Raw genomic sequence first — 16,124 nt, 5'->3', positions numbered from 1 at the left:
GGAAAATCCTCGGTAACTCAAGCCGGAACAAGTCGGGCGGACATGCTGCGCTTGCCCGGATCTCTACGCAGCTTGTCCATCAGAACGAACACCACCGGCGTCGTGTACAGCGTCAGCAACTGGCTCAGGATCAGGCCGCCGACAATCGCGATACCCAGCGGCTGGCGCAATTCGGCACCGTCGCCGCTGCCCAGCGCCAGCGGCAATGCGCCGAAGATGGCGGCAACCGTCGTCATCAGAATCGGCCGCACGCGTAACAGCGCGGCGCGGTAAATTGCCGGGCCGGCGGTGATCGCACCGTGGCGTTGCCGGGTAATGGCGAAGTCGATCATCATGATGGCGTTCTTCTTGACGATGCCGATCAGCAGAATCACGCCTATCAGCGCAATGATGGAAAACTCGGTATTGAACATTTTCAATGCGAGTAGTGCACCGACGCCGGCTGAGGGCAGGGTCGAGAGGATGGTGATCGGATGAATCAGGCTTTCGTAAAGAATGCCCAGCACCAGATAGATGACGATAATCGCAGCGGCAATCAGCCAGGGTTGCGACGATAAGGATTCCTGGAAGGCGTTGGCGGTTCCCTGAAAGCTGCCGCGTATCGAGACTGGCACGCCCAGCCTGGCAATGGCAGCGTTCAAGGCATCGGTCGCTTGCGAGAGCGAAACGCCTAAAGGCAGATTAAAGCTGATGGTTTGTGCCGGCGCGCCGCTTTGATGGCTGACGGCCAATGGCGTGTTGGTGGTTTCTACACGCGCGAAAGCAGACAGCGGCACCTGCCCGCCTGAAGTATTGGTCAGATACAAACGCGACAACGTCTCCGGCCCCTGCAGGAATTCGGGCGCCAGTTCCATGACGACGCGATATTGATTGAGCGGATTGTAGATCACGCCGACCTGGCGCTGGCCGAACGCATTGTTCAGCGTGGTATCGATGGTGCTCATCGACAAGCCCAGGCGTGTTGCCGCATCGCGATCGATCAGCAGCGATGTTTGCATGCCTTTATCCTGCTGATCGGTATTGACGTCGGTCAGTTCGGGAAGCTGGGACAAGGCATTCATCACGCGCGGCCCCCAGATGCGCAGATCTTCGGGTGTGTCGGCCTGCAGCGTGTATTGATATTGCGCGTTGGCTTGCCGGCCGCCGATGCGGATATCCTGTACCGGCACCATGAACAGATTGGCGCCCGGTTCATGCGCCAGTTTTTTACGCAGCCGTGCCACGACAGCATCTGCCGATATCCTGCGCTCGGCCAGGGGCTTGAGCGAGATGTAAAAATTGGCGGAGTTGATCTGGCCGCCGCCGGTAAAGCCGCTGACATTGGCTACTGCAGGATCGGTGCGAATGATGCGCATGAACGTATCCAGCCGTTTTTGCATCATCTGGAACGAGCTGCCCTGATCCGCCTGCACGCCACCGACCAGGACCCCGGTATCCTGTTGCGGGAAAAATGTTTTGGGAATTGCCACATACAGGTAAACATTGAGCGCAATGACTGCTACCAGCGCCACCAGCGCGACCGCCTGATGGCGCAATGTCCAGATCAGCGAGTGGCGATAACCGCGAATGACAGCCCGGTTGAACCAGGCGAGGATGCGCCCGATACGGCCGGGGCTGCGTTTTGCAGTGCGCTGCTTGAGCAGGGTGGCCGCCATCATCGGTGTGGTCGTCAGAGACACCACCATCGAGACCAGTATGGCCGCGCTCAACACAACGGCAAATTCACGGAACAGACGTCCGACGATGCCGCCCATCATCAATAGCGGTATGAACACCGCAATCAGCGACAGGCTGATCGATACCACGGTAAAACCGATTTCGCGCGCGCCTTTCAGTGCCGCCTCGCGCGGCGTCAAACCTTGCTCCAGATAACGGGTAATGTTTTCCAGCACGACGATGGCATCGTCCACCACGAAGCCGGTTGCCACGGTCAATGCCATCGCCGATAGATTATCCAGGCTGTAACCGGACAGATACATGACGCCGAGCGTGCCGGCCAGCGATACCGGTACCGCCACGGCGGGAATCAGCGTGGCGCGCCAATTGCGCAGGAACAGCAGCACGACGAGAATCACCAGACCGATCGAGATGGCCATGGTGCGCTCCACTTCACGCAGGGAGGCGCGAATGGTGGGCGTACGGTCGCTGATCACGTTCACGTCGATGGCCTGTGGAATCGATGCCTGCAGGTGCGGCAGGATATCGCGTACGCGCTGCACGGTTTCGATAATGTTGGCGCCCGGTTCCTTCAGCAGAAAGAGCACGATGGCCGGCTGGCCGTTGGCGACGCCATAGTTGCGTACATCCTGCACGGAATCGATGACATTGGCGACATCGCGCAAACGTACTGCCGCACCATCGCGATAACTGAGCAGGACGGGCGCAAATTCGGCTGCAGTACGCGCCTGATCGTTGGCGCCGATTTGCCAGTAACGGTCATCTTCTTCCACTGCGCCTTTGGGGCGATTGGCATTGGTGCCGGAGATGGCAAGACGCACGTTGTCCAGCGCGATGCCCATGGCTGCCAGCTTGTCCGGATTGAGTTCTATCCGCACGGCAGGCAGTGCACCGCCGCCCACATTCACCTGGCCAATGCCTCTGACTTGCGAGAGGCGTTGCGCCAGCACGGTCGATGCCGCATCGTACATCTGGCCGCGCGTCAGGGTGGCAGAGGTGAGTGCAATGATCATGATAGGCGCTGCCGCCGGATTGACCTTGCGGTAGGTCGGATTGCTCGGCAAGCCAGTGGGCAGCAAGGTACGTGCCGCATTGATCGCCGCCTGTACATCGCGCGCTGCGCCATCGATATCGCGGTTGAGATCGAACTGCATCGTGATATTGGTGGAGCCCAGCGATGAGCGTGACGTGATCTCGTTGATGCCGGCAATACTGCCGAGTGCGCGTTCGAGTGGCGTGGCGACCGTAGCAGCCATGGTGTCGGGGCTGGCGCCGGGTAGCGATGCACTGACGGAAATGGTCGGGAAATCGACTTGCGGCAGCGGTGCAATCGGCAGCAGGGTGAAGCCGAGTACGCCTGCCAGCGCCACGCCGATGGTGATCAGCGTGGTCGCCACCGGCCGGGCAATGAATGGCGCCGAGATGTTCACCTTGCACCTTCGTTGGCTGCGCGTGCTACCGCACGCCGTTGCTGCCAGTCTTTCAGACGTTGCGCCTGTTGTGCAAAGCCCAGATAAATGACCGGCGTGGTAAACAGCGTCAGCATCTGGCTGATGATCAAGCCGCCCACCATCGTCACCCCCAGCGGATGACGCAACTCATGCCCGACACCAGTGCCGAGCATGAGAGGCAGGGCGGCGAGCAGCGCAGCCATCGTCGTCATCAGGATAGGGCGGAAACGTAACAGACAGGCTTGATGGATGGCGGCGCGCGGCGGCATGTTCTGCTCGCGTTCGGCATACAGCGCGAAGTCGATCATCATGATGGCGTTTTTCTTGACGATACCGATCAGCAGCACGATACCGATGATGCCGACAATGCCGAGATCCTGCCGTGCGATCAGCAAGGCCAGCAAGGCGCCGAGCCCCGCCGATGGGAGCGTGGAGAGTATCGTGAGCGGATGAATGTAACTCTCGTACAGCACGCCGAGCACGATATACATCGTGACGACCGCCGCCAGTATCAGCATCAGCGTGCTGCTCAAGGAGGCGCGAAATGCTTCCGCTGCACCCTGGAAACTGGTTTCCACGCTGGGAGGAAAGTCGAGTTTGGCTTCTTCCGCCCTGATGGCATCGACGGCGCTGCCGAGCGAAGCACCTGATGCCAGATTGAACGATATCGTTGCCGCCGGAAATTGTCCTACATGATTGATGGCGAGCGCAACCGTCTTTTCAACGATCTTCGCCACCGAAGACAAGGGGACTTGCACGGTGATCGCTGTGCCGTTAGCGCCTGCTGTGCTACCCGGAACGTACAGCCTTTCCAGCGCGGATGGACCACGCCTGTGCTCGGATGCGGCTTCCAGTACCACGCGATACTGGCTCGATTGCGTATAGATGGTGGAGATCAGCCGCTGGCCGAACGCGTTGTATAGCGCCGTATCGATGGCGGCGACGGTGACGCCCAGTCTGCCGGCAGCTTCGCGATCGATCTGTACATAAGTCTGCAAGCCCTGATCCTGTAAGTCGCTGGCGACATCGACCAGTGCAGGCACGGTTTTCAGGCGTGCCAGCAGTTGCGTGGTGGACGCTGCCAGATCGTCGGCATTCGGCGAACTCAGCAAAAACTGGTATTGCGTTTTCGATACGCGATCTTCAATGGTCAAATCTTGCACCGGCTGCATGTAGGCCGTAATGCCGGGCACGCGTGCGGTGGAGTTGTTGAGGCGCCGTATGATGTCGCTGGCCGACATATCGCGTACCGCGAAAGGCTTGAGCGTGATTTGCATGCGGCCCGTGTTCAGCGTGGGGTTGGCGCCATCCACGCCTATGAACGAGATGAGGTGATCGACATCCGGGTCCTTGATGATGATGTCGGCCAGCGCCTGCTGGCGTTTGGACATGGCATCGAACGACGTGGTCTGCGTGGCCTCGGTGATGACCTGGATCAGCCCGGTGTCCTGCACGGGGAAAAAACCCTTCGGCACGATCACGTAGAGTATGCCGGTCAGCACCAGCGTCAGCGCAAAGACGCCCAGGGTCGCACGCGGTCTGTCCAGCACCCAGTCGAGCGCGCGGTCGTAACTGGCGACCAGTCGATCGAAACTCTGCGCGCTCCAGACGCCCAGACGGGTTTGCTTGCGTTCGCGCTCCGGGCGCAACAGGCGTGCACACATCATTGGCGTCAGAGTCAGCGACACGACCGCAGAGATGAGAATGGCGACCGCTAGCGTGATGGCAAATTCGTGAAACAGCCGTCCGACCACATCGCCCATGAACAGCAATGGAATCAATACCGCAATCAGCGATACCGTCAGTGAAATAATCGTGAAGCCGATCTGCTTGGAACCCTTGAACGCGGCTTCCATCGGCGAGTCGCCTTCTTCCACGAAGCGCGAAATGTTTTCTATCATCACGATGGCATCATCGACCACGAAGCCGGTTGAAATGGTCAAGGCCATCAGCGTGAGATTGTTGATCGAAAATCCGGCTAGATAAATGACGCCGAAAGTTCCGACCAGCGATAACGGTACCGCCACGCTGGGAATGATGGTGGCCGTTGCACTGCGCAGGAACAGAAATATAACCATCACCACCAGAGAGATGGACAGCAATAATTCGAACTGCGTGTCATCGACCGATGCGCGTATCGTTGTCGTGCGGTCAGCGACGATCTGCACATCAATCGATGCCGGCAGCGATGCCTGCAATTTTGGCAGCAATGCCTTGACGCGATCGACGGTCTGGATCACATTCGCACCGGGCTGACGCTGCACGTTGAGAATCACGCCCGGCATGCGGTCGAACCAGGCGGCGAGCCGCACATTTTCGGCATCGTCGATAATCAGCGCCACATCCTGCAGGCGTAGCGGATTGCCGTTCTTCCAGGCGATGATGAGATTTTGATATTCGGCAGCAGATTTCAACTGATCGTTTGCATCGATCGTGGAAGCGCGTTGCGCACCGTCAAAACTGCCTTTGGCCTGATTGACGTTGGCGGCAACGATTGCGGTGCGCACATCGTCCAGTGTCAGACCCAGTGAAGCCAGCGCCTGCGAGCTGGTTTGAATGCGCACTGCCGGCCGCTGGCCGCCGGCGATGCTGACGAGACCGACGCCATCGACCTGCGAGAGCTTGGGCGCCAGCCGATTTTCCACCAGATCGTGCAGCTTGGTGACCTGCAGCGAGGGTGAGGTCACGGCAATCGTGAGTACCGGTGCATCGGCTGGATTGACCTTGCTGTAAATCGGCGGCATCGGCAGGTCTGCCGGCAGCAAATTACTACCGGCATTGATCGCTGCCTGCACTTCCTGCTCGGCGACATCAAGCGACAGGCCAAGTGAGAAGCGCAGCGTGATGACCGATGCACCGCCCGAGCTGGTCGAGGTCATTTGATTGAGCCCCGACATCTGGCCGAACTGACGCTCCAGCGGTGCGGTCACCGAGGTCGAAATGACATCCGGGCTGGCGCCGGGGTAGAGCGTGGTGACTTCAATTGTCGGGTAGTCGACTTCCGGCAAGGCCGACAGCGGCAACAGTCGATAGGAGAGCAAGCCGGCCAGCAGGATGGCGAGCATCAAGAGCGAGGTGGCGACAGGGCGCTCGATAAAGATGCGGGAGGGGTTCATGGCAAGCGATCAGTTCGCTGAACTCTTGGGCCTGCTGGTTTTGTTGCCTGCATTTTTCGCCGGTGTGGTGCCGCCAGCATGTTGTTGCGGATCGATGACCGCAACCTTGGCGCCATCGCGCAAACGGTCGGTGCCATCGATCACGACTTTTTCCCCAGCTGCCAGCGTTCCTTCCACCGTCATCCAGCCACTGTCCACTGCGCCAGGTTTTACCACACGCGTGGTAACCGAATTGTCTGCACTGACGACATAGACATAGAAACCCTGTGCGCCGCGCAATACGGCTGCTTGCGGCACCGCGATGACATTTTTCAGGATATTGAGTTGCAGGATCACGCTCACGGCCTGATTCGGAAACAGCGCATCGTCGAGGTTGGGGAACAGTGCCTTGACCTTGATCGTATCCGTCGTGACATCAATCGCATTGTCGACTGTTGCCAATTGTCCTGTCGCCAGCTTTGTCTTGCCGCTGCGATCCCACGCTTCCACCGGAACCGCTTCGTTTGCCCGCAGGCGGGTAGTAATCAGCGGCACATTCGCTGCCGGTACCGCAAAGACCAGTGCAATCGGGTGGGTTTGCGTGATGCTGACTATGCCATTGGTATCGGCAGGCTGTACGACATTGCCGAGATCGGCCTGTTTCAGACCGACACGTCCGGCGATCGGTGCCGTCACACGGGTATAGGACAATTGCAGTCGCGCGCTATCGACGGTGCCCTGATCGGATTTCACCGTGCCTTCGAGTTGCCGTACCAGCGCTTCCTGCGTGTCGAGTTGCTGCTTCGGTATGGCGTCCTTGGATAGCAGATCCCTGTAACGGGCGAGGTCGATGCGGGCGTTATCCAGTTGCGCCTTGTCGCGCGCCAACACACCTTCTGCCTGGCTTAATGCGGCTTGAAAAGCGCGCGGATCGATTTGTGCCAGCAACTGGCCGGCCTGCACTTGCTGGCCTTCCTTGAAGTTCAGTTCCTGCAGTACGCCGCTCACCTGCACATGGACGATGGCCGTGTTCGCTGCATTGATGCTGCCGATGGCGTTAACCGTCACGCGAATATCTTGCTGGCGTACCGCTTGCACCGATACCGGCTGCGCCATGCTGCTGCGACCGAAACGACCGCCCGCGCTGTCGTCAGCAGGTTTGGAAGAACCGGCCTTCCACCACCACAGCGCGATGCCTGCTGCCAATGCCGCGATGACAATCCAGATGATCGTCCGCAGAAACCTGCCTTGTCGCAAGCGTGCTGAACGGAAACCGGGAGGATGGCTTGAATCAGCATCGGATGGATTTGTCATGTTCGGCAAGTGAATCTGCTCGATATGGAAAATTAATTATAGGGCGCATTGATAGAAAAAAGTTAATCGATTATTTCTTTTCAAATTGCATGGAACTTATGGGAACTTTCCTGCATTTTTATATGTGTGCGCAGGAAGGAGTGGTGGCGTCGACAAGCTGCAGATTGCGATTGCCCGGAAGGCGGTAAAAATGCCTCCGTATTGGATAGATCTATCGGGATGCGGTTTTTGTGCGACGAGGCGTAATGCGAACACCTATCTGTCGCTGCATCAGATACAGGAAGCGCTTAATCAGGAGAGGTATGGGGCAGAGCCCGGGATGGTGTGGCGTGCAATTGAATGTCCGATTGATATGCCAGCCTGTCTGCGATGGCGCAGGCAATCGGCACATCTTTTCTCTCTGGGTTTATTTGTAATGCGGTGCGCGCTTTTCCAGGAATGCATGGATGCCTTCCTGTGCATCGCGATGATTCAGGCTGTCGACGAAGTGGTTTTTTTCGATCTCGAAATGCTGTGGCAGCGAATGATCGCGCGCTTCTCTCGCCAGCGATTTGATGCGTTCGACAGCGTTGCCGGACAATGCAGCCAGTTCATCGGCCCAGTCCAACGCAGTTTGCAGGGCAGAGCCATCGGCGACGATGCGGTTGATGACGCCGAGATCGTGCAAACGTTGCGCCGGAACGGGTTTTCCTTCCAGCATAATTTCGGTTGCCAACTGGCGCGGCAAGGCTTGCAACAAAAACCAGGAAGCGCCGCCATCCGGCGTCAAGCCGACCTTGACATACGACATGGCGAATTTTGCGCTGGCGCCGGCGACGATCAGATCGCACGCCAAAGCCAATGAAAATCCGGCACCTGCGGCCGCACTTTCGACTGCCGCAATGACCGGCTTCGGGCAATCGCGGATCGCTTCTATCCAGCCGCGCAGGCTGTCGACTGCATCCGCCTGATCGGCTCTATCCTGCGCACGTAGTTCCAGCAAGGTGTTGAGGTTGCCGCCGGCGCAGAAAAAATTGTCGGCGCCGGTCAGGATGACGGCGCGTATCGAGTCGTCGCGTTCGGCAGTGGAGAATGTTTCGATCGCTGCGGCGAACATATCCGGATGCAGCGCGTTTTTTGCGCCGGGATTGGACAGCGTGAGTATGAGCGTTGCTTCGTGGCGCGATGCCCGGATTTCAGCCGACATAGGGGTCTCAATAGAGTGAATCAGTGTCAGAGAATATACATGAAGGCTTTCTGTTGTACAGAATCTGCATGTGTATTCCCTTGCATCGTATGCGTCTGCAGGCAGAATTCTGCAAATAATTGTCATATGCCGCCGGTTTGCTTTGACGGTGCCTGAATTGTTAATTCACAATGACTGCGCTTGGAATGGCATTGTTCCAGCATAGAATACGCACGTATTTTTATATTAAGAGGACTCTATGGCCCGGCCCGAAAAGGTTCGTCTAGGCGAAATCCTGGTTCAACAAAAATTAATTTCCGAAGAGCAACTCCTGTTTTCTCTGACGGAGCAAAAGCGAACTGGTCGCAAACTCGGGCGCGTTTTTGTAGAAAACGGTTTGGTGACCGAAGAGCAGATATCGACTGCGCTCGCCAGGCAGCTGGACATCCCGTATATCAATATCAAATTTTTTAACGTCAATCCGGAGACCGTGCGCCTGTTGCCGGAGACGCAGGCACGTCGCTTCCGCGCCATCGTGCTGGAAGATCGCCGCAGGTCGCTGCTGATCGGCATGGCCGACCCGACTGATCTGTTTGCCTACGATGAAATTTCCCGTTCGCTCAAAAGAGATATAGAACTCGCGGTCATCAATGAAAGCGAATTGTTGCAGGCGATCGATCGCATTTATCGCCGCACTGAAGAAATCACCGATTTTGCACGTGAGCTTGAAGAGGATTTGAGCGACGGTCCGGTTGATTTCGGCACCATGGGCATGACGCCAGGGCTGGAAGAGGCGCCTATCGTCAAGCTGCTGCAATCCGTGTTCGACGATGCGACGCAGGTACGTGCATCCGATATTCATATCGAGCCGCAAGAAGGGCGTTTGCAGATTCGTTTTCGTATCGATGGCGTGCTGCATCTGCAAACGGAAGCGGATATCAAGATTGCCGCATCGCTGGCATTGCGTTTGAAGTTGATGTCCGAGCTGGATATTTCGGAAAAACGTCTGCCGCAGGATGGGCGTTTTGCGATCAAGGTACGCCATCAAAATATCGATGTGCGGATTTCGACCATGCCGACGCAGTATGGCGAATCGGTCGTGATGCGGCTGCTCAATCAGAGCGGCGGCACCTTGATGCTGGATTCCCTCGGCATGCCGGTGGAGATGATGAAACGCTTCCGTCAGATCATTCGACGTCCGAACGGTCTGGTACTGGTAACCGGCCCTACCGGTAGCGGTAAAACCACAACCCTGTATGGCGCGCTGGCAGAATTGAATTCGCTGGAACGCAAGCTGATTACAGTCGAAGATCCTGTCGAGTATCGCCTGCCCGGCATCAATCAGGTGCAGGTCAACGACAAGATCGACTTGAGTTTTGCCCGCGTTTTACGCTCTGCATTACGGCAGGATCCGGACGTGATTCTGGTCGGCGAGATGCGCGATCAGGAAACCGCGCACATCGGTATGCGCGCTGCGCTGACCGGCCATCTGGTGCTGTCCACATTGCATACGAACGACGCCATCAGTACGCCGATTCGTCTGCTGGACATGGGTGTGCCACGTTACATGGTTGCCACTTCGCTGCAAGTGGTGCTGGCACAACGTCTGGTGCGGGTTATTTGCGAAAGCTGCGCGACCGACTACGAGCTGCTTCCTGCAGAGCGCGAATGGTTGACTAGCGAATTGGGCGAGGCGATCAATACGCATCACTACAAACACGGACGCGGTTGTTCGCACTGCAATGGCACAGGTTATCGCGGACGTACCGGTGTGTATGAAATGCTGGAAATGACGGACGCCGTGGCCCATGCAGCTAATAGCCATGATCCTAATCACTTCATCAAGGCTGCCGAAGGGCAAATGGCAGGCCAAACCTTGCGGCGTCATGCCGTATCCCTGATTGTGGCCGGCAAGACCACGGTTAGCGAGGCGATGCGGATTACCAATCAGCAGGAGGATTGAGCAGACTCAGCAATGGTACCGTGTGCAAAATCTGGAATCGGATTGAACGTTGGCGTGAAATGACTATGTTGTTTCACGCAAATTCTTTATTGCAAAATCCCCTCATAAATTTGGCATTGCTTAGCCTTCAATTTTCTGCCCGTTGAAGGCCAGCCGTGTTTATCAAGAACGATAAAGTATCGATTCTGTCGAAAATGCGCTATTTTTCCTGCAAGATCCCACCACCAATATTCATTTAATCCACATGATTGTTCCTGTGTGGAAATTATATTGATTTCTCCGCGGCGACGGGAAAATGCAGAATAAGCCGATTAAATTTCCACATGGAAATTTAATCGCTCCTAGTTCCAACACATTCGTTAAATTTTGTTAATTGACGCAATTAGTTGTGTTTGAGGAAGCTTTTTTCTCTTACTCTCGCGCATGATTTAATTTTAGGAATTGATGTGCCGTTTTTTGCATACAAGGCTCGAAATGCGCGTGGGGAAATGTTGCAAGGTGTCCTTGAAGGCATGGACAGCGGCAGCGTGGCCGACCAATTGTTTAACACGGGCGTTACGCCAGTCGAGATCATTGCAACGACTCGGCCTGCCGGCAGCGATGGCAATGATTGGTGGAGCAAGCTGACTGCACCGAAGATACGTTCCATCGATGTGCAATTGTTCAGTCGCCAGTTGTACACCTTACTGAAGGCCGGAGTGCCTATCATGCGCGGGCTGGCAGGTTTGCAGGAATCGGCAATCAACAAGTCGTTTGGACTGGTGGTCAAGGATCTGCGCGAATCGCTGGATGCAGGGCGTGAATTATCTGCCGCCATGCGCCGTCATCCAAAAGTGTTCAACCCGTTTTATACCAACATGGTGCGCGTGGGCGAAATGACAGGACGGCTGGACGAAGTATTTTTGCGCTTGTTCGATTACCTCGAGTTTGATCGCGATATGCGTCAACGAATTCGTACTGCGTTGCGTTATCCCATCTTTGTAGTATCGGCATTGATGGTGGCAATGATCGTGATCAATCTGTTCGTGATCCCGACCTTTGCCAAGGTGTATGCAGGCTTCAAGGCCGAGCTGCCGTTCATGACCAAGCTGTTGATTGGTACGTCGAATTTTACGGTGCAATACTGGTATCTGTTGCTGGCGCTGGTGTTGGGTGCAGCGGTCGCTTTCAAAATGTATGTCGATACGACGAACGGCAGGTATCAATGGGACAAGTTCAAGCTGCGTATTCCGATTGCCGGAAAAATCATGTTGAAGGGGACGTTGGCACGTTTCGCCCGCAGCTTTGCACTCTCGAACAAAAGCGGCGTACCCATCGTGCAGGGCTTGAATGTGGTGGCGCAGACAGTAGGCAATACCTATGTCGCCAGTCGCATCGAGCAGATGCGCGACGGTGTGGAACGCGGGGAAAGCATTTTGCGTACGGCAGTGACAACCGGCGTGTTCACGCCAGTCGTGCTGCAGATGATCGCGATCGGTGAAGAGACCGGAGAGCTGGATAGTTTGATGGATGAAATCGCTGCCATGTATGAGCGCGAAGTCGATTATGAACTGAAGACTTTATCTGCACAGATCGAACCGATTCTGATTCTTGGACTGGGGATACTGGTGCTGGTTCTGGCTTTGGGCGTGTTCCTGCCGATATGGGATCTGGGCAAGGCAGCCTTGGGTCGCTGATGCGGAATATGCCAGGCTTCAGAACGAAATATACGCATCGACAAGGGGGATTTACCCTGCTGGAGTTGATGGTGGTGGCCTGCATTGTTGCAGTGCTGGCGACGGTGCTGCTCAACCGTGTGCGTTTCTACCAGAAGATGGTGGAAAAAACGGCGGTAGAACAGACGGTAGGTGTATTGCAAAGCGCATTGCAGTTGCGCGTTGCATCGTTAATTGTGGATAGCCGCCTGAATGAAGCAGGAGATTTGGCGCAGCAGAACCCGATGCTGTGGCTGGCGCAAAAGCCGAGTAATTATGCCGGCGAATATTTTGATCAACTGCCGGAAGGCGATGTATCGGGGCGCTGGTATTTCGATTTAAAGGAACGCCATCTGGTGTATTTCGTGCGTAATAAGAGTGATACGCACAGCGATGTGAAAGACGAAGATGCCGCGTTGCCGCAGTTGCGTTTCAAGACGAATTTGTTGTTGGCAGCAAGAAGTTTTCCAGTGGCGGAACGACCGGTTTCTGGGAAGGTAGTGGAAGGTGTAGTGCTGGAACAGATCGTTCCGTATGTGTGGGATTGAATTAATTGATTATTTTTACAGGGAGTTTGAAATGAAAGTGAAATCTTTTTCCAAGCAAGAAGCCGGTTTTACCTTGATCGAGCTGGTGGTTGTTATTGTTATTCTGGGTATTTTGGCTGTGGTAGCCATTCCACGTTTTACTAATATGACCAATGACGCAAGGATTGCTGCGGTTAATGGCATGAACGGCGCAGTGCAATCGGCTTCAGCAATTGCACACGCGCAGGCTTTGGTACAAGGCCAAGCTGGCGCCTCTGGAACTATTACCATGGAAGGTAATTCATCTGTAGGTTTGGTTTTTGGCTATCCTACGGCTGCAGGTATTCTTGCAGCCATGGCAACCACGACCGGATTTAATACTGCGACGGCAGGTACCTTTGCACTTAATAACAGCTCCGGAACAGCGATTGCCAACTGTAATGTAGTTTACGCTCCGCCTGCGGCAGCAAACGGAGTCCCCACGATTACGGTTACCACAACCGGTTGTGGTACCTAAGAGTAGCGATAGTGTAGGGAGGCCCGTGCCTGGCAGCAGGTGCGGGTTTGTTTTATGTAAATGCGGAGATGCCGTGATAGTGAAACCCCGTTTGTTCGATGCCGGTTTTACCCTTGTCGAACTCATCCTGGTTTTGATTTTAGTCGGCATTCTTTCGCTATATGCCTTGCCGCGGTTTTTCGACCGCAATACTTTCGATACGCGTGCGTTTTCCGACACGGCGCGCGTAATGGTGCGTTACGCACAAAAAACGGCGATTGCACAGAATCGTCCTGTTTTCGTCAATTTCAGTGGTGGGCGCATTGCCCTTTGTTTCGATGCAGCTTGCGCGAATCCGGTACGGGCGCCTTCAAGCAGACCGGCAGTTGCTGCATGCGCCAGCAGCACGACATGGATGTGCGCGGCGCTGCCCGCCGATGTGACGATCACACCTGCGAACCAGATTTTTTATTTCAATGCATTGGGGCGTCCGTTCAAGAGCGGTGACGTCGATCCAGTTTCTACTTTTACACTGCTGGCGATTACGTTCACCGGCAGCGGTTTCAACAGTACGATTACGATAGAACCGGAAACCGGCTATGTCCATTAATCGCGGCACACATTCCCGCACTGCACGCTCCGGTTTCACGCTGGTGGAACTGGTGATGTTCATCGTCATCGTCAGCATCGCCGTGATAGGCGTGCTGATGGTGATGAACATGACGACAAAAAACAGCGCCGACCCGCAATTGCGCAAACAGGCATTGTCGATTGCAGAAGCATTGCTGGAAGAAGTGTCGCTGGCGCGTTTTACCTTTTGTGATCCGGCCGATCCGAATGCGGAAACGGCGGACAACGCAACGGAATGTGCGACGACGCCGGAAGGCGTAGGCCCTGAGGCAGGAAACACGCGTCCCTTCGATAACGTGAATGATTACGTCTCCGCATATGGTGTGGCGCAAGCCATTGTCATCTCGGATGTGAACGGTGCCGCTATTCCGAATCTGAACGTTTACGCATCGACGATCACGATTACGCCACAGGCATTTAACGGCATTTCGGCGACAGATTCCTTGCTGATTACGATCAATGTGAATTACGGCGCCGATACGGTGAGGCTGGATGGCTACCGTACCCGTTACGCACCGAATTTGATGCCATGAGCAAGCGATCTCTTTCTCTCTCTGGAAAATACCGGCGCGGATTTACGTTGGTGGAGATGGTCATCGTCATCGTCATTACCGGCATCATAGGCGCAGTGGTCGCGGTCTTTATCCGTTCGCCGGTGCAGGGCTATGTCGATATGGTGAGCCGTGCGGAATTGGCGGATGAGGCAGATACCGCAGTGCGGCGCATTTCACGCGATCTGCGTCTGGCGCTGCCGAACAGCGTGCGTGTCACGACGGTTGGCGGCACCAACTTTCTTGAATTGCTGCTGACTCGCACGGGTGGTCGTTATCTGGATGAAGAGGATGCAGTAGCAGGCGGCGATATTCTCGATTTTTCCAATAGCGGCGACTTGAGCTTCAGAGTGATCGGTCCTCTGCCGACAGAAGCTGCGCAACAGATTCAAGTCGGCGACCAGCTTGTCATCTACAACCTGGGGCAGGAACCGGCAAATGCCTACAACTGTGCCGGCTCCTGTAATCGTGCCCAGATTGCTGGGATCAACACAGGCACGCGCACGATCACATTGACGAGCAATCCATTCGCGGTGCAGGCACCAGTCACCATGCGTTCGCCTGCGCATCGCTTCCAGGTCGTCAGTACCCCGGTGACCTATGCCTGCAATCCGCTTACTGGTGCCTTGACGCGTTATTCAGGCTACGGCATTCAGGCAAATCAGCCGAGTGCCGAACCTGTGGCCAGTGCTGCCAGAGGCCTGCTGGCCAGCGGCATAACAGCCTGTAATTTCAATTACGCCGCGCTTGCCAATGTACGCAGCGCACTGGTCGGCATCACACTGAGCATGCAGCGTCCAGGCAACGCTAGCGGTAACGTCACCTTGTTTCATCAGGTTCATGTGGACAATACGCCATGATTTTTCAACGATCCTTGCGAGTCACCCCTCAGCGTATGACATGTACGCGCAAGATGCGCGGCTTCAGTCTGGTCAGCGCCATTTTCCTGCTGGTGGTATTGGCCGCGCTCGGTGTAGCAATGGTCACGATTTCAACCGTGCAGCATCAAAGCTCGGCGCTGGACGTGCAGGGTACGCGTGCCTATCATGCTGCGCGTGCAGGCATGGAGTGGGGCGTGTATCAGAAGTTGCAGGTGCCGGCTTATTGCACTGGCGGCGTTGTAAACAGTATTGCGCTGCCGGCAGGTACATCGCTGGCCAGTTTTACCGTGACGGTGGTGTGTACGCCGGATAGCGGTTTGGGACTGAATATCAATGGCGCTGTGATCCAGGCGACGGCGTGCAATATACCGGCAGGCGGAGCGTGTCCGAATGTTGCGCCGAACAGCAGTGATTATGTGCAGCGTGTGGTGCAGGTGCGATTGTAGATGACCTTGATAAAGGTTGGCAGCATAGCGCGCATTAAAAATATAAATAACTATTAAAAACAAATAAAAGTGATGGAATACGATAAAAAACAGGGGAAGAGGGGATTTTGCAAAGACGCGCTTTGCGGCTTTTTTTCGCTTGTCTGTTGCCTATTCTTTCTGCTGGGGTTAGTCACTGATGTTTCCGCGCAGGTAGTATTTCGTGCTGCTAGTTCCGCCGCTCTGCAAGCTGGT

Annotated in this window: 12 protein-coding genes; 8 read left to right on the top strand and 4 right to left on the bottom strand. The window is 55.7% G+C overall.

Annotated features, from left to right (window positions below):
* Positions 1 to 17 precede the first annotated feature (17 nt).
* From ACIQW9_RS06320 to ACIQW9_RS06305, 4 genes are all read right to left on the bottom strand, one after another.
* Positions 18 to 3,107: a multidrug efflux RND transporter permease subunit gene (locus ACIQW9_RS06320; protein WP_402334344.1), complete on the bottom strand. Its 3,090-nt coding sequence runs from the start codon at positions 3,105 to 3,107 to the stop codon at positions 18 to 20.
* Entirely contained in the window at positions 3,104 to 6,244 is a 3,141-nt protein-coding gene (locus ACIQW9_RS06315; protein ID WP_402334341.1) for an MdtB/MuxB family multidrug efflux RND transporter permease subunit, read from the bottom strand. The genes ACIQW9_RS06320 and ACIQW9_RS06315 overlap by 4 nt, the downstream gene beginning before the upstream one ends.
* 9 nt (positions 6,245 to 6,253) lie before the next feature.
* On the bottom strand, positions 6,254 to 7,537 hold the full coding sequence (locus ACIQW9_RS06310; protein WP_402334338.1) for an MdtA/MuxA family multidrug efflux RND transporter periplasmic adaptor subunit: 1,284 nt from the start codon (positions 7,535 to 7,537) through the stop codon (positions 6,254 to 6,256).
* A 406-nt stretch (positions 7,538 to 7,943) separates the two neighbouring features.
* Positions 7,944 to 8,723, bottom strand: a complete 780-nt coding sequence (locus ACIQW9_RS06305; RefSeq protein ID WP_402334335.1) for an oxepin-CoA hydrolase, alternative type — start codon at positions 8,721 to 8,723, stop codon at positions 7,944 to 7,946.
* Positions 8,724 to 8,961: 238 nt separating this feature from the next.
* Between ACIQW9_RS06305 and ACIQW9_RS06300 the strand changes: the two genes are divergently transcribed.
* From ACIQW9_RS06300 to ACIQW9_RS06265, 8 genes are all read left to right on the top strand, one after another.
* On the top strand, positions 8,962 to 10,665 hold the full coding sequence (locus tag ACIQW9_RS06300) for a GspE/PulE family protein (protein ID WP_402334332.1): 1,704 nt from the start codon (positions 8,962 to 8,964) through the stop codon (positions 10,663 to 10,665).
* A 446-nt stretch (positions 10,666 to 11,111) separates the two neighbouring features.
* Positions 11,112 to 12,341, top strand: coding sequence for a type II secretion system F family protein (locus tag ACIQW9_RS06295; RefSeq protein WP_402334329.1), 1,230 nt, complete (start codon positions 11,112 to 11,114; stop codon positions 12,339 to 12,341).
* Positions 12,342 to 12,349: 8 nt separating this feature from the next.
* Positions 12,350 to 12,907 (top strand): type II secretion system protein, encoded by a 558-nt coding sequence (locus tag ACIQW9_RS06290; protein WP_402334326.1) that lies wholly within the window; start codon positions 12,350 to 12,352, stop codon positions 12,905 to 12,907.
* 31 nt (positions 12,908 to 12,938) lie between these two features.
* On the top strand, positions 12,939 to 13,403 hold the full coding sequence (locus tag ACIQW9_RS06285) for a type II secretion system protein (protein WP_402334323.1): 465 nt from the start codon (positions 12,939 to 12,941) through the stop codon (positions 13,401 to 13,403).
* A gap of 73 nt (positions 13,404 to 13,476) precedes the next feature.
* Positions 13,477 to 13,992: a prepilin-type N-terminal cleavage/methylation domain-containing protein gene (locus tag ACIQW9_RS06280; protein WP_402334320.1), complete on the top strand. Its 516-nt coding sequence runs from the start codon at positions 13,477 to 13,479 to the stop codon at positions 13,990 to 13,992.
* A complete protein-coding gene (locus ACIQW9_RS06275) occupies positions 13,982 to 14,545 on the top strand; it encodes a type II secretion system protein (RefSeq protein ID WP_402334317.1) in 564 nt (187 codons plus the stop codon). Before ACIQW9_RS06280 ends, ACIQW9_RS06275 begins: the two co-directional genes overlap by 11 nt.
* Positions 14,542 to 15,423, top strand: coding sequence for a prepilin-type N-terminal cleavage/methylation domain-containing protein (locus ACIQW9_RS06270; RefSeq protein WP_402334315.1), 882 nt, complete (start codon positions 14,542 to 14,544; stop codon positions 15,421 to 15,423). Before ACIQW9_RS06275 ends, ACIQW9_RS06270 begins: the two co-directional genes overlap by 4 nt.
* Before the next feature lie 35 nt (positions 15,424 to 15,458).
* The gene (locus tag ACIQW9_RS06265; protein ID WP_402334313.1) at positions 15,459 to 15,890 is read left to right on the top strand and encodes an agglutinin biogenesis protein MshP; all 432 of its coding nucleotides are present in this window, start codon (positions 15,459 to 15,461) and stop codon (positions 15,888 to 15,890) included.
* The last annotated feature ends 234 nt before the right edge of the window (positions 15,891 to 16,124 follow it).

Origin of the sequence: Herminiimonas sp. NPDC097707 (genome assembly GCF_044761395.1) — a bacterium.
In the GTDB taxonomy this organism is placed as follows: Bacteria; Pseudomonadota; Gammaproteobacteria; order Burkholderiales; family Burkholderiaceae_D; genus Oxalicibacterium.
Note: the sequence above shows the minus strand (reverse complement) of the source record. Positions and strands in the feature narration are given on the sequence as shown.

What these genes read in the sequence shown, in the direction of transcription:
- ACIQW9_RS06315 (WP_402334341.1), bottom strand. Translation starts at nt 6,244, where the DNA reads ATGAACCCCTCCCGCATCTTTATCGAGCGCCCTGTCGCCACCTCGCTC.
- ACIQW9_RS06310 (WP_402334338.1), bottom strand. Translation starts at nt 7,537, where the DNA reads ATGACAAATCCATCCGATGCTGATTCAAGCCATCCTCCCGGTTTCCGT.
- ACIQW9_RS06305 (WP_402334335.1), bottom strand. Translation starts at nt 8,723, where the DNA reads ATGTCGGCTGAAATCCGGGCATCGCGCCACGAAGCAACGCTCATACTC.
- ACIQW9_RS06300 (WP_402334332.1), top strand. Translation starts at nt 8,962, where the DNA reads ATGGCCCGGCCCGAAAAGGTTCGTCTAGGCGAAATCCTGGTTCAACAA.
- ACIQW9_RS06290 (WP_402334326.1), top strand. Translation starts at nt 12,350, where the DNA reads ATGCCAGGCTTCAGAACGAAATATACGCATCGACAAGGGGGATTTACC.
- ACIQW9_RS06285 (WP_402334323.1), top strand. Translation starts at nt 12,939, where the DNA reads ATGAAAGTGAAATCTTTTTCCAAGCAAGAAGCCGGTTTTACCTTGATC.
- ACIQW9_RS06275 (WP_402334317.1), top strand. Translation starts at nt 13,982, where the DNA reads ATGTCCATTAATCGCGGCACACATTCCCGCACTGCACGCTCCGGTTTC.
- ACIQW9_RS06270 (WP_402334315.1), top strand. Translation starts at nt 14,542, where the DNA reads ATGAGCAAGCGATCTCTTTCTCTCTCTGGAAAATACCGGCGCGGATTT.
- ACIQW9_RS06265 (WP_402334313.1), top strand. Translation starts at nt 15,459, where the DNA reads ATGACATGTACGCGCAAGATGCGCGGCTTCAGTCTGGTCAGCGCCATT.